Source organism: Bradyrhizobium sp. 172 (assembly GCF_023101065.1).
Taxonomy (GTDB): Bacteria; Pseudomonadota; Alphaproteobacteria; order Rhizobiales; family Xanthobacteraceae; genus Bradyrhizobium; species Bradyrhizobium canariense_D.
Map to the genome: position 1 here is coordinate 6789764 of NZ_CP064701.1, position 12833 is coordinate 6802596.

The 12833-nt window shown below is 59.5% G+C and carries 13 protein-coding genes and 2 pseudogenes; 2 read left to right on the forward strand and 13 right to left on the reverse strand.

Features of this window, described 5'->3' with window-relative positions; all coding sequences use genetic code 11:
- Positions 1-42: 42 nt before the first annotated feature.
- The 6 genes from IVB07_RS32305 to IVB07_RS32330 form a co-directional block, all read right to left on the reverse strand.
- Positions 43-903, reverse strand: a complete 861-nt coding sequence (locus IVB07_RS32305) for an IS481 family transposase (protein ID WP_346659460.1) — start codon at positions 901-903, stop codon at positions 43-45.
- A gap of 235 nt (positions 904-1138) precedes the next feature.
- Positions 1139-1531: an acyl-CoA dehydrogenase family protein gene (locus tag IVB07_RS32310; RefSeq protein WP_247767048.1), complete on the reverse strand. Its 393-nt coding sequence runs from the start codon at positions 1529-1531 to the stop codon at positions 1139-1141.
- A 207-nt stretch (positions 1532-1738) separates the two neighbouring features.
- Positions 1739-2341, reverse strand: coding sequence for a plasmid pRiA4b ORF-3 family protein (locus tag IVB07_RS32315; protein WP_256470632.1), 603 nt, complete (start codon positions 2339-2341; stop codon positions 1739-1741).
- Positions 2338-3903, reverse strand: coding sequence for an IS66 family transposase (locus IVB07_RS32320; protein ID WP_247767071.1), 1566 nt, complete (start codon positions 3901-3903; stop codon positions 2338-2340). The genes IVB07_RS32315 and IVB07_RS32320 overlap by 4 nt, the downstream gene beginning before the upstream one ends.
- Positions 3904-3954: 51 nt before the next feature.
- Positions 3955-4308, reverse strand: coding sequence for an IS66 family insertion sequence element accessory protein TnpB (tnpB, locus tag IVB07_RS32325; RefSeq protein ID WP_247767073.1), 354 nt, complete (start codon positions 4306-4308; stop codon positions 3955-3957).
- Positions 4302-4724, reverse strand: coding sequence for a transposase (locus IVB07_RS32330; RefSeq protein WP_346659447.1), 423 nt, complete (start codon positions 4722-4724; stop codon positions 4302-4304). Before IVB07_RS32330 ends, tnpB begins: the two co-directional genes overlap by 7 nt.
- Before the next feature lie 263 nt (positions 4725-4987).
- Here IVB07_RS32330 and IVB07_RS32335 point away from each other — a divergent pair, with 263 nt between their 5' ends.
- Positions 4988-5311: a hypothetical protein gene (locus IVB07_RS32335; RefSeq protein ID WP_247767075.1), complete on the forward strand. Its 324-nt coding sequence runs from the start codon at positions 4988-4990 to the stop codon at positions 5309-5311.
- On the opposite strand, the gene IVB07_RS32340 is transcribed toward IVB07_RS32335, so the two are convergent.
- Complete coding sequence (locus IVB07_RS32340) at positions 5299-6123, reverse strand: enoyl-CoA hydratase-related protein (RefSeq protein ID WP_247767082.1); 825 nt, start codon at positions 6121-6123, stop codon at positions 5299-5301. The genes IVB07_RS32335 and IVB07_RS32340 overlap by 13 nt on opposite strands.
- A 156-nt stretch (positions 6124-6279) precedes the next feature.
- Positions 6280-7053, reverse strand: coding sequence for a hypothetical protein (locus tag IVB07_RS32345; RefSeq protein WP_247767084.1), 774 nt, complete (start codon positions 7051-7053; stop codon positions 6280-6282).
- 617 nt (positions 7054-7670) lie between these two features.
- Between IVB07_RS32345 and IVB07_RS32350 the strand changes: the two genes are divergently transcribed.
- On the forward strand, positions 7671-8780 hold the full coding sequence (locus IVB07_RS32350) for a DUF2817 domain-containing protein (RefSeq protein WP_247767086.1): 1110 nt from the start codon (positions 7671-7673) through the stop codon (positions 8778-8780).
- 267 nt (positions 8781-9047) lie between these two features.
- On the opposite strand, the gene IVB07_RS32355 is transcribed toward IVB07_RS32350, so the two are convergent.
- The 5 genes and pseudogenes from IVB07_RS32355 to IVB07_RS32375 form a co-directional block, all read right to left on the reverse strand.
- Positions 9048-9263: a thiamine pyrophosphate-dependent enzyme gene (locus IVB07_RS32355; protein ID WP_346659461.1), complete on the reverse strand. Its 216-nt coding sequence runs from the start codon at positions 9261-9263 to the stop codon at positions 9048-9050.
- Between the two features lie 122 nt (positions 9264-9385).
- Positions 9386-9901 (reverse strand): annotated as a pseudogene (locus IVB07_RS32360) (plasmid pRiA4b ORF-3 family protein).
- Between the two features lie 386 nt (positions 9902-10287).
- Positions 10288-10528 (reverse strand): annotated as a pseudogene (locus tag IVB07_RS32365) (tyrosine-type recombinase/integrase); the annotation flags it as partial.
- A gap of 52 nt (positions 10529-10580) precedes the next feature.
- Positions 10581-11990 (reverse strand): tyrosine-type recombinase/integrase, encoded by a 1410-nt coding sequence (locus tag IVB07_RS32370; RefSeq protein WP_247767132.1) that lies wholly within the window; start codon positions 11988-11990, stop codon positions 10581-10583.
- Positions 11990-12649: a site-specific integrase gene (locus IVB07_RS32375; protein WP_247767134.1), complete on the reverse strand. Its 660-nt coding sequence runs from the start codon at positions 12647-12649 to the stop codon at positions 11990-11992. Before IVB07_RS32375 ends, IVB07_RS32370 begins: the two co-directional genes overlap by 1 nt.
- Between the last annotated feature and the right edge of the window lie 184 nt (positions 12650-12833).

Below are 12833 nucleotides of genomic sequence, written 5' to 3' on the forward strand. Positions count from 1 at the left end.
TGCCCATGGATTCAGAACTCTGCAAACAAAGCAACTGTAATGCTAAGCCTTTAGGGTGTTTAGTCCCGGCATTTTGTGGAGCGGATTGAGTTTGAATCGTTCTGGCTGGGAAGTCCAGCATTCGCAGATGTATTCGTAAGGCGTGAGGCCCTTCAGGGTTTTCAGCCGCCGAGCGTAGTTGTAGGCGTTGATGAAGTGGTCAAGGTGAGCTTCGAGCTGATCGTGTCGATCGTAATGGTAGCGTTTGACGGTCGCTTCCTTGATCGTGCGGTTCATGCGTTCGACCTGGCCATTGGTCCAGGGATGCTTGATCTTGGTCAGCCGATGTTCGATGCCATTCTCGTGGCAGCGCATATCGAACATGTGTGTCACGTATCTTGCCGTCGGGCCGTCCGCGTAGCGCGGGGGCAACGTGAACTGGATCCCATTGTCGGTGAGAACCGTGTGGATCTTGTAGGGGACAGCCGCGATCAGAGCTTCGAGGAAGGTCGAGGCGGAGGTCCTTCCCGTCTTCCTGACCAGTTGTACGAAGGCGAACTTGCTGGTGCGATCGATAGCGACATAGAGGTAGAGCTTGCCTTCAGCGGTCTGGAGCTCAGCAATGTCGATGTAGAAATAGCCGATCGGATAACCCTTGAATTTTTTCTTTGGAGGCTTGCTGCCCCCGACCTCCGGCAATCGGCTGATCCCGTGGCGCTGGAGACAGCGATGCAGGGATGATCGCGTTAGATGCGGGATGGTCGGCTGGAGCGCATAGAGGCAATCGTCGAGTGGCAATAGCGTATGCCGCCGGAAAGCGACGATGATCGCCTCCTCCTCAATGGGAAAGCACGGTCGATTTGGCTTCTTTGGGACCTGTCGGGAGATCGGCGACGGTCTCGCGCTCCCTCCACTTCGCGACAGTCTTCTGGTTGATCCCGTAGCGCTTGGCGAGCGTTCTCAGGCTCTCTTGACTATTTTGTATTGCTCGACGGACCGCTTCCGTCGTCGTGGCGCAGCCGTGTAAAACTTGCCCCATAGCGCATCCTTCGAATCGTGCGATAAGAATGCACCATCAAAACTTGGGACTAAACACCTAGTGCCGTTCAGCACCCATCCTTCGCCGTTCATCTTCGCCCGAGCTTCAACATCGAACAGATCATAGCGTGACTGTGGTTAGGCAAAGGCAAGCTTTGTCCGACCTTCCACAATAGCCGGGGATGAGATTGGCCTTCTGGGCTTCGCTCGCTCCCTGCCGCAGGACGCCGCCTGCAAGGACCACCGTTGCGAAATATGGCTCGAGGATAAGCGCCTTGCCGAACGCTTCCATGACAATCATTGTTTCGACCGCCCCGGCGCCGAGCCGGCCAGGAGCCTCCGGAAGCAGGAGACCAAGAAGCCCGAGCTCAGCATAGCGCGCCCACATCGCCTCACTGAATCCCAGCTTTTCCGTCTGGTACTTGCGGCGACCCTCAAAGCCGTAATGCTCACGCATCAAGCGCTCGACGCCATCCTTAAGGAGCCTCTGCTCCTCCGAAAGATCAATATCCACTAGAAAAACGTCCTAAAAGGGGCCGCATCTTTGCCCCTCAAGCCTCTTAGAACCCTGCGCAGACATCTACACGCGCCTCCACCGCCGCCTCCCGCCGAAGCCGGCATGCAGAAATACTTCCGCGTCAGCCCGCCTTCGGCTCACCAGATGGTGCTGACGCTCGAACGTAAGCGTAGCTCTGAGGCCCATTTGATTGGTGCTTGACGTCTATTTTGAACGCGTGGTGCGCCGGCGCGGCTTCCATATTTCCGACAAAGCGTTGACGGCGGCCTCGAGCGCCTTCCGGTCGACGACGTTGGGATCAAACTGCTCAGGGCCCCAGCGGCGCATATGTTCGTGCTCCGGATGAGCAGGGTCGCAGATGGCGTCGAGGTATTCGGCATAGCCTGGCGCACCGCCGACGTCTTCCGGAGGACAACGACCGGCGGCCTCGAGCAGGAAGGGCATGCCCTCCGTCGTGGTGTTGTCGAACCATTTTTCGAGCTTGATCACATGGTCCCAGCTGTCGCCGAAGTCATAGAGATAGTGGATCGTCTTGGCGCCAGTCTCTCGAACGATATCGCAAAGCCGCGCTTTACGGGCATCCATGGGCTGGTGGCCGTAATCATTGTCGGGGTCGGGAATCCCCCAATGTGCCTCACCAGCGAAGAACTCGAAGAGATGGCTATTCGTCCAGCCAAACGCCGCCTGAAGCGTCAGATGCAGCCGATCAAGGCGCAGCGTGAGCGGCACGACAAGGCATCGCATCACCTCCGGTTTCACGTCCTTGAGAGTCACCTTGATCCGGACCGCGGTCGTGCTGAGGCTCATGCCGCAAGCCTCGGATCTTGTGCATGCATCGTATAGGTGGATGCCCAGGGAAGCAGTTCGTCCAGCCGTGCCGCCGGCCAGCCATTGACGAGCTTTGCGAGAACGTCGGCAAGCCAATACTCGGCGCTGACGCCGTTGAGCTTACAGGTCTCAATGAGCGACGCCAGCAATGCCCAATTCTCAGCACCCTCGTCACACCCGGCGAACAGGGCGTTCTTGGCATTGAGCTTGATCGGCCGCATCGCACGCTCGACTGCGTTGGTGTCCATTTCGATGCGCCCGTCATCAAGGTAGAGCGTCAAGCCGTCCCAATGACGCAGTGCATAGCGTAAAGCTTTCGCCGTCTCACTCTTCTGCGCAAGGTGATCAAGCATAGCCTCAAACCACTGCTTCAAGGCTGCAGCCAGAGGCCGGGCATGCGCCTGTCGGCCCGCGCGACGCTCGGCATCAGATCGGCCGCGGAGGGCTTTCTCGACCGCGTAGAGCTGGGCGATGCGCTCGAGGGCCTCGCGTGCAACCGGAGCCGGCGCCGGCGCAGCCTCGCGCTCGATCTTCACAAACTGGCGCCGGAGATGCGACCAGCAGAAGGCGAGCGTGCCGGACAGCGCGTCCGCACGCGTCTCTCGCATCATGGTCTTGTAAGCCTGATAGCCGTCGCAGTGGATGATGCCGCGATAGCCTTCGAGCAGTCGCAAGCCATGGACGGCGCCGCGGCCTGGTGCATAGGCATAGACCACCCCAGGCGGATCAGGCCCGGCCCAAGGCCTGTCATCGCGCGACAGCGCCCAGAAGTAGCCGGTTTTGGTCCTGCCGCGCCCGGGATCCAGCACCGGCGCCGGGGTCTCATCGAAACAGAGCTTCGGAGAGGCGAGCAGAAGCTGGCGCAGACGATGCCACAAGGGCTTCAATTCCTGGGCCGCATAGCCGACCCAGAAGGCGAGCGTGGAACGGTCGATGGCAATTCCGTGCGTCGCCAGCATCTGCGTCTGGCGGTAAAGCGGCAAATGCCAATGATACTTGGCATCGATCACATGCGCGACGAGCCGCTCGGTCGGCAGTCCTCCCCTGATCAATCGCTCGGGAGCAGCATGCTGGAGGACGACGCCGTGACAGGCGCGGCAGGCCAGTTTGGGGCGGCGGGTGACGATAACGCGATACTGCGCCGGTACGACGTCCAGCCTCTGGCTCTCACCGTGACCGATCTCAAAAAGGTCGCCTGCGCAGCACGGGCAGCAGGTTGCAGCGGGCATCACGGTCTCGATGATGCGCGGCAAATGCTCCGGCAGCTTGCCACGATTGGCCCTGCGCTCGGCAGCTCTCTTCTCGCGTGTTTTGGGATTGGCGCGGTCCTCGGCTGCTTCGAGAGCCGCGACAGCCTGATCGATATCCTCCAGGACAAGCTGGAGCTGATCACCGTCAAGCTTTTCCGACGATCGACCGAACTGCGCGTCTTTTGCAAGCTTGAGCAACCGCTCGAGCCTGGCGCAGCGATCCAGCAGAGCCGCGGCAAAGACGCGCAACTCGGCTGGATCGTTCGGCAGTTCATCAGGCAAATCACTCATTGGCCCGAGTCTGCCATGCTTCGCGCCCCGATGCAGCGAAGATTTTCTGTCCTACGCAAGCGCTTTCGGCTGCGGGATTCGAGGCGCATGCATGCGTGTCCAATCCATGCCGGCCAGAAGCGCGGTCAACTGCGCGGCGTTCATTCGCATCACGCCGTCAACGATCGGCGGCCACTTGAAGGCGCTGCCCTCAAGCCGCTTCCAATACAGCACGAGGCCACTACCATCCCAGACCACGATCTTCACCCGGTCAGCGCGCTTCGCACGGAAGACCACCGCCACGCCCTTCATCGGATCGTGGCCCAGCGTCTCCTTCGCCAACAGCGCCAGACCATCCGCGCCCTTCCTGAAGTCTGCAGGTCGGGTCGCAACGTAAATCATGAGGCCAGCGGAAGCCGTCAGCATGAACGTGTCCGGCGCAACGCAACAAACACATCACTCAGCACGGCAAGTCCAGGCGTCCCTCGCACCTCAACTCGTGCCCCCTGGAGCTCAACCGTCACAACGGCTGCTTCCGGCGATCCGGAGGGCGCGGCAGCCGCCGATGGCGACGATTCCGACACCAACGGCACAAACGACAGTGCACCCGCCGCAGCTGGCAGCACCAGTTGACCTAAACGCGCCCGGCGCCGCCAGTCAGGCACCTGCTGTGGCCGGCAGCCATGCCGGCGTGCGATATCTGTTACAACCGCGCCCGGCTCAAGGCTTTCCGCGACAATCCGGGCCTTCAAATCATCCGGCCACTGCTTACGGCCTGCGCCGGCGTACACTTCGATACGCGGTGACAATGGTCGTCTTATGTCATCCGAATGGTCGTCCATTGTGAGCACCCTTGCAGAAGATGACTCTTCTAACGGTGCTCCCAAGATTGCGCACAGATATTCTAAAGGGCCGCGGCGCTACGCTTACGCTCGAACGACAAGGCTTCATCAGACGCCAGCCGGCGACCTCACGCAGCATCGAATTGCTCGTAGATCCCAAATGCCTGCCGGAGCTAGAACCGCAAGTCTAACCGGTCATAATCACTGTGCAGGGGTACTAGTTGCGTGCGCGACGCGCCTATCCAGTGTTGGCGAACATACCTATGGCCGACCCGCCAAAACTCTCAGAATTGGAAGTCCCAGAGCTGAAGAACTGCGTAAAACCCGCAGTATTGACTTTTTTCGCGCTGGGGAGGTGTTCGATCGTGGCTCACGACGCAATCAAAGCATCCAAAAAGGTAGCCGACGAGTTGATGACGCCGGTCGCCGCCCTGCGTCAGAGCCTCATCCAGATGCTGCAATCAGTTGAAGCCGAATGTTCGTGTCGGCAGTCTGCCAGCAATTTGCACGAGGGTCGGCTGATCATTGATCGGGCTTCGCTTGCGAAGGTTGGTCGCAAGGCGCTGCAACGAACTCAACGCCCCTGAAACACGGGCTTCTGCTTCTGCGCAAACGCCCGTACGCCTTCCTTGTGGTCAGATGTCAATTCTGTCTTGATCAGGTTCGCGGCCTCGTGGTCCATCGACTGCAAAAGGCCAGAATTGAGGGCGTGATCCAAATTGTCCTTCATGCAGCTAAACGCGAAAGTAGGTCCGTCAGCGAGCGAAGCAGCAAGAGCAAAGGAAGATTCGGCCAAATCCGCGTCGGCTACCACGCGATTGAGCAGACCCATCGTTTCGGCTCGCCGGGCATCGATGCGTTCGGACAGGAGCATCAGTTCGCGCGCGCGGGAAACTCCGACCAGTCGTGTCAGCAGCCAGGCTATACCGCAATCTCCCGCCAACGCGACTCTCGCATAAGAGGTCGTCAGGATGGCCGACTCTGCGGCGATGCGGATGTCGCAGGCCAGAGCAAGCGCAAGGCCCGCGCCGGCAGCTGGCCCGGGAAGCGCCGCAACCGTCGGCTTTCGCAGTGCGAACAGGTCACCGATCAGCATTCGCTGGTCCGCCCGCAAATCAGCTACGCGCTGTTCGAATGTTGCTTCGGCTGTCGCCGTACTTCCGCCCATGCCCTTTACATCGCCCCCGGCGCAAAATGCGGTCCCCGCGGCGGTGATTAGAATGGCGCCCACTGTTTGGTCATCAGCGAAGCGCTTGATCAATTCGACCCAAGCCGCTTTCATACCTTTGGAGATTGCGTTGCGCGCCTGTGGCCGATTGAGCGTAATGAGGGCCACTCGATCACGGATCACTGCAAGCAGGTCGTCTGTTCCGGTGTGGATTTTTATTGTCTCTGACATACTCATAGCTCGACCGTCGTTTTCCGCGCTTGGGCAACTAGCATAGGGAGGGGCAGCTCGCCGCAATCAGGATCGTGCGCCGAAGAGCTTTGAGCCGTAATGAAATATGGGATGCCAGACGTCATTCCCGCTGAGTTCTTATGGGCGCTGACCGGTTCATCGCACTGACGCAGGCCACGGCTTCGGCCTCACCGGCTGGCTCCGCAGACGCCAATCAACCGGGTACGGGACGAAGAACATAATTCCTCTTTCGCCTTCGTATTTCAGCGGCGTCCCTTTCGGCAGCCAAACCACGTCGCCCAACCTTGCGTCCATCGTACGACTATAGTTTGCGCCCGTGCGAATCCGCATCATTCCACCGAGCGCGACCGAGATCTGATCATACTCAGTCGTCCAGTCGACCGAGCTGCCGTTGAAGGTTGCAATCGTGGCGCCGATCGACTTGCTAATTTCCGGAGTAACGAGGCTACATGTGGACGCGTAGCCGCCCGAGTAGATTTGCATCTGTGAATAGATCATATCCGTGCTTCTGAAGTGGTATACATCGCTCATCGGCTTCTCTCCTGCGATAACCGCGCTGTCCGTGCTCCAATCAACTGGATGCCGAGCATAAAATACCTTCGCATTGTCCCCTTGGTACTTCAAACGGGTCCCTTTGGTGAGCCAAATCACGTCCCCGAACTTCGCTTCGATGACGCGGCTATAGTTTTCGCCGGTGAGAATGCGAAATGTTCCGCCAAGGACGACTGCGGTCTCGTCGTAGTTCACCGTGCGCTCGATCGAGCAGCCATCGTAGATGACCACACCGGCATGGATCGTCTTGCTGATTCCTGGACCGACTAATTGGCAAAGCATTGCGGAGCCATTAGCCGCGCTTTGATCTTGCGCGAACACCATGTCATCGCTCTTGAAATAGAGCGCCTCAGTCATCGTCGTTCTCCTTCCTGGTCGGCGGCCAGCCACCATGGGCATGTAACCACTCTTTCGATGCAAAGGTTAGAGCAATCGAATCCAATCGCGTACCCACAGTAAGCCTCGGCGACTCCGTTCCGAGACGCTGCAGATAGTCGACGACCCTAGTCTCCAACAATCTCCGCACCAGCGCATTGCACTGCCACGGAAGGGTGCCTTCCGCGCTTTAGCAGAGCAACTATATTGCATCTCCAATGGCGCTCATATTGCGAAAAGCGCTTCACAGTGACAGAATTCTGCAAGTTGCGGGGCATTTGGTTGGAATTCCAGACTTGGATGCCTGAATCGCGCTGCAGCTCAGCTGACGGCGTTCAGCTTGCAGAGTGCGTCTCGGCTGAACCCGAACGCGTTCCCCCGGGTTCCTAGTTTCCGTTGGGAAAGCCCCCGGCGGCGCGCTTTCATTCCAACGCATTCAGGGCCTAAACGCCGAAAAGCTGCGAACTGAATCCGGTAGAGCTTTGGTTCTGATCCGAGAAAGGAATCCAGAGCAGTTCTAAACGACGCGACTCTCGCGGCTCAGTGTTCGCAGAATGGCGATGGCTAGCAGCCCCTTCTCAACCATGATTGGAATGCCCATGACTAATGCCATTGTCCAAGCAGCGAACAAGCACTTCTCATCGAACTACTTCGAAGCTCGCCAAAAATTTAGGCACTATGTTCGTGACGCCGCGATGGGCGAAGCAGCCGTATACCTCTCCCGCGCCCGGGGACCTGGTGGAGAAGAACTCTCGACGGATGTTGCGTGGTTCGGCGATCGAGGCGCTTCGAAAGTCGGAATTCTGATATCAGCGACGCACGGCGCCGAAGGATATTGTGGATCTGCTGCGCAGCTCGATTGGCTGGCCGAGCGGGGGTACGAAAGGCTCAAATCTGATGAAGCAATCTTGCTTATTCATGCCCTAAATCCATATGGGTTCGCATGGGATCGACGCGTTACGCAGGAAGGGTGCGACCTCAATAGGAATTTTATCGATTTCACGGCTTCGCTCCCTCGAAACGATGGATACGACGCACTTGCCGATAGTCTGGTACCAAGTGCGTTGGAAGGACCTGTTTTCGCGACCGCCGAAGCAACGATAGAAAAATACCGTTCGACCTACGGCGAGCTCGCCTACCGAAAGGCGCGGACCACCGGTCAGTACCGACATCGAACCGGAATGTTCTTTGGCGGTTTTGGCCCTACAGTAGCTCGTGAGACACTAGAGCGGATCGTGTCGGACTATAACATCGGATCGCGCCGGTTGATCATGATCGTGGATTACCACACCGGGCTAGGACCGTATGGTTATGGCGAGTTGCAGTGCGAGCAGGCGTCGGGCATGTCCGGATATCAGCGAGCACGGGACATATTTGGCTATTCGGTCACATCGCCAGATCTGGGCACCTCATCGGCTCTTGTCCTCAACGGCACGCAGGATGATTACTGGCAGCGGATCTTGGGTGATCGCCACGTTTATGTCTGCCTGGAGTTCGGAACCTACCCTCCAGAGGTCGCAAGGCCGGTCTTGCGCGCTGACCATTGGCTCTATGCGTATCGCCAAACTGAGATCGACGGCGAACTTGGTCGCGATATCCGCAGGCGCATGAAGGACCACTACTATCCGGACAGAGCCGACTGGAAGGAGATGGTCCTATATCGCAGCCGTCAAGTTCACCGACAGATGATGGAAGGGATGAGCGCGTGACGCCAGCGAGTGATGGCCAGGCGCGCGAACTCCGTCAGCGTTCGGCAGGATCAGCGCGAAGCGGCGCTACAAGGAAGGTGTGGGAGCATCGCCAACACCACTCTCGCCGCACTTAGCCAATCACGATGATACAGTGGAATTCAACGGAAACTCCAGACCAACACTTCGACCAAATATGGTCCAGGGGTCGCAAGTCCGCGTGCCACCTCGATATTGAATTTGTCCATCATTGTCACCCGCGCCCCCGGCACGCCCACTCTGGCCAGTTCAAGAAGTCGATGTCAGGCCGACTGAGATCGAGCACTTGCGCCCGACATTCTGCGCCCCGACGTTGGCCAATTCATCTCGAAGACAGGCATATGATCTATTGTTAAACAGCACTGTCGTAATGTTCAGGCCTTCACGCGCCTGTGTCCAGAGTGACTGAATGGCGTACAGCGCGCTACCATCCGCCTGAAAGTTGAGCAGAGGTCGTTCGGGCAGGCGATCGCAGCGCTCGTAGCCATAGGCATCCCAACCCTATCGAACCGCCCATGTTCTGAAGCCAAGTGTGTGGCTGCGAACTCCAAGTTGCAGCGAAAAAGCCGCCACCAGTCGGCATCGACTCATCGTAAGCGTAGCGCTGCGGCCCTTTCGATTGGCGCTTGACGCCTATTTTGATCGCACTTGTGCCGTCTTGGCTTCCAAATTCCGGACAATGCGTTGACGGCGCCCTCGAGCGTCTCCCGGTTGACGACGTCGGGATCGAACTGTTCGGGCCTCCAGAGGCGCATATTTTCATGTTCTGGATGGGTAGGGTCGCCGATGGCATCGGGCGCACCTCTAACATCCTCTGGAGGGCAGCGGCCGGCGGCCTCGAGCAGGAGGGGAAGTCCCTCTGTCGTCCTGTTGTCGAACCATTTTTCGAGCTTGATCACATGATCCCAGCTGTCGCCAAAGTCATAGAGATAGTGGATCGTCTTTGGCGCCGGTCTCTTGAACGATATTGGAGAGCCGCGTCTTGCGGGCATCTATAGGCTGGGGGCCAAAATCACCGTCGGGTCAGGGATGCCCCAAGACTCTTCGCCAGCATGGAACTCGAAGAGCTGGCTATTTGTCCAGCCAAATGCCGCCTGAAGCATCAAATGCAGCCGATCAAGGGGCAGGGTGACAGGTACGAAGGCGACGCATCACTTCCGGTTTCACGTCCTTGAGGGTCACTCTGATCCGGACAGCGGTCGTGTTGAGGCTCATGCTGCCAAACTTCGATCGTGAGCATGCATCATGTAAGTCGATGCCCAGGGGAGCAGCTCATCCAGTTGTGACGCAGGCCAACCATTGACAAGCTTCGCGAGGACGTCGGAGAGCCAGCGCTCTGCACTGACGCCATTAAGCTACAGGTTTATGCCGCCCGCCGAACTATGCCGAACGGATTTGGTATGGCACGCCATGGTCACGCGCTGGCACCGTCGATCGCGTGCAGGGCAGCCCCATTCCATTCGGCATAGTCTGGTCGTTCAGAGTGCCTTAGGAAGGCGAGTAGGCGGTCGTTCGGCTGGAAGCGGGTTCGCTTGCCGCGCTCGTACGGTTGAGCTTCGCCAGGGCAGCTTCCTTGAGGGCCAGGTGGGCGTGCAGGTATGTCTGCGTCGTCTCGACCGATTCATGACCGAGCCACAGTGCGATCACGGAGCAGTCGACGCCGGCTTGCAGCAGTTCCATCGCAGATCTGTGCCTCAGCAGTGCGGCGACACGCTCTTGGCCTTCAAAGACGGGCAACTCTTGTGAGCGACACGAGCATGCTTTCCCAGCAGGGACCGGACGCTATCGGCATGGCGTCACCTCCCATCGCCAATCGAGACGCCGCGCCGCTTCTTCCATCAACTCGGGGCAGGCCGAGAGATACCAGTAGGTATCGCGCCCGCAGGCGTGGCCGAGGTAAGTGGAGAGCACTGGGAGTTGTTGCTCGACGTCCTTGCCTTCGCGATACCAGTCGAGCAGCGTCCGGATGGCGAAGCGATGACGGAAGTCGTGCACGCGTGGCCCGGTACGATCACCTGGGCGCCGCAGCCCGATCTCTCTGGACAATCGCCAGAAGACGCGATGAACGTACTGGTGCAGCAATCGGCCTCCCTGTTCGGCAACGAAGAGGGTCGAGCCGCAGCGTGATCCGAGCAGCGCATCGCGCCGGTGGGCGTAGTCGCCCAGCGCGGTTCTCGTCGTCGGATACAATGGCACGAGCCGCGACTTGCCGAACTTGGTCAGCCGGACCGTCAGCACGCCGGCGTCGAGGTCGACGTCATCACGCTCCAGGCCCATCGCCTCGGATATACGCATGCCTGTCACCGCGATCAGCCCGAACAAGGTATGGTAAGTCCGTTGGCGCAGCCCGTCCGCTGGCGGCAGAGCCAGCGCTGCCGTCAGCAACGCATCGATCTCCGCGTCGCTGTAGACATCCGCGCTTCCATCCGGGCAGCATGCCCACGGGCGACCACCTCCGTTCTCGGATCGAAGTTGGCGAAATGGCGCGCGAACCCACGCACGTCGCTCAATCGCAGCGCACCAGGATGCATGACGATCGGGCGGCAGCGTTGCCCATTCCATTGCCAGCTTCGTCGTGATGATCCTGGCCTTGCGCTTCTCCATGAAAGTGACGAAGTCGGCGAGCCGACGGGTCTGGTGCTCGTACTTGTATCCCAACCCCTTGCGCATGCTCAGGTACTTATCGAGTGCGGAGCGCAGATCGGTCATTGCACGCCTCCCGGCCAGGGCAGGCTCAATGTCTGAGCGCATCGATGTCGACATCGTGGTTCTCGTGCGTACCAACTGTCCGATCTCCGACAAGGTCGCGCCAGATCGGAGAAGCTCGGTAGCGAGACTGTGTCGGAAGATATGGGCGCCGCGGTGGGCGCAACCTTCGATTCCAACGCGATCGAGAGCGGCCTTGGCGATCATGGTGATCGCGCATCCGGAAGCAAAGCCGACGTGTGGCGCGAGTGTGCGGACGAACAGACGTCGGCACGACGACTTTGGGCGGCCATTGCGCAGATATGCAACGATGGCCGCACCAACGTCTGGCGGTATCGGCATCCGTGCACGCTGGCGGCCCTTGGCGCGAACGAGTATCTCGCTGGCGCGCCAGTCGACATCGTCGAGCGTGAGCGTCGCAACCTCGTCGGCCCGCAGGCCGAGCTTGGCCGGCAACAACAGAATGGCGCAGTCGCGCCGCCCCATCACTGTCCTCGGTCGCATCCGTCGAGAGCCTTCCGCACCTGAGCGGCAGACAGATAAGTCGGCAGAGTTGCGAGCTTCCATCGGCGCATTGATAGAACGCAATCCGCCAACGGGCGCGCGTTCAGCCCCCGATGGTGGCGGTAACGGAGAAAGGCGCGCAACGACCAGCACATCGCCTTGCCTGTTTTCGGGCTCCAATCCCGGGCGTGGCGCTCAATGTAGCGGATCACGTCCTCTTGACTGATCTTGCACAGGGCGCCGGCGCCGCCGGAGCACACCTCGTGCAGGAACCTGCGGATGACTGGGAGATGGCGGACGATGGACCTCGGGGCCAAGCCGCGCTCTGATCGCAGGTAGGCATCGAACTCCTTGAAGATCCGTTCGTGCGGGGTGAGAGGCGGTAGCACCAACGGCGCGATCGCGCCTTCCTCGCGCAGCACCGACAGCCATCGCTTGAGCGCAGCTCGGTCACCGGGTTGGATAGACTGCCTCCTGCGTCGATGTCGGAGGTACCGCTCAACGAGCTGCTCATCGAGATCGACCAGCTTGTAGCGACGGCCCGCGATCCAACTCAGGAGCCCGCCAACCACGTTGAGGCAACGCGACGTGCCGTGCCGAACGAGCCTCTCCTCGACGAGACGAGCGGCGTAGCGCTCCACGAGCTGTCCATGCGGCCCTCTCATACGCCGGTACAGCCGGCTTCTGCCCAGGTACTCTTCTTTCCATCTTCCTGTTCTCCGCTGTTGAAAGCGGAGGCACAGAACGAACTATGCCGAACCGATCAAACGCTGGTCAGCGAGGAATCTGGGGAAAACGACCCAACTCGGCATAGTTCGGCGGGCG

Excerpts from the sequence above, each read along its gene's own strand:
- IVB07_RS32315 (WP_256470632.1), bottom strand. The coding sequence starts at position 2,341 with ATGAGCCTCAGCACGACCGCGGTCCGGATCAAGGTGACTCTCAAGGAC.
- IVB07_RS32320 (WP_247767071.1), bottom strand. The coding sequence starts at position 3,903 with ATGAGTGATTTGCCTGATGAACTGCCGAACGATCCAGCCGAGTTGCGC.
- tnpB (WP_247767073.1), bottom strand. The coding sequence starts at position 4,308 with ATGCTGACGGCTTCCGCTGGCCTCATGATTTACGTTGCGACCCGACCT.
- IVB07_RS32330 (WP_346659447.1), bottom strand. The coding sequence starts at position 4,724 with ATGGACGACCATTCGGATGACATAAGACGACCATTGTCACCGCGTATC.
- IVB07_RS32335 (WP_247767075.1), top strand. The coding sequence starts at position 4,988 with ATGGCCGACCCGCCAAAACTCTCAGAATTGGAAGTCCCAGAGCTGAAG.
- IVB07_RS32340 (WP_247767082.1), bottom strand. The coding sequence starts at position 6,123 with ATGTCAGAGACAATAAAAATCCACACCGGAACAGACGACCTGCTTGCA.
- IVB07_RS32345 (WP_247767084.1), bottom strand. The coding sequence starts at position 7,053 with ATGACTGAGGCGCTCTATTTCAAGAGCGATGACATGGTGTTCGCGCAA.
- IVB07_RS32350 (WP_247767086.1), top strand. The coding sequence starts at position 7,671 with ATGACTAATGCCATTGTCCAAGCAGCGAACAAGCACTTCTCATCGAAC.
- IVB07_RS32370 (WP_247767132.1), bottom strand. The coding sequence starts at position 11,990 with ATGGGGCGGCGCGACTGCGCCATTCTGTTGTTGCCGGCCAAGCTCGGC.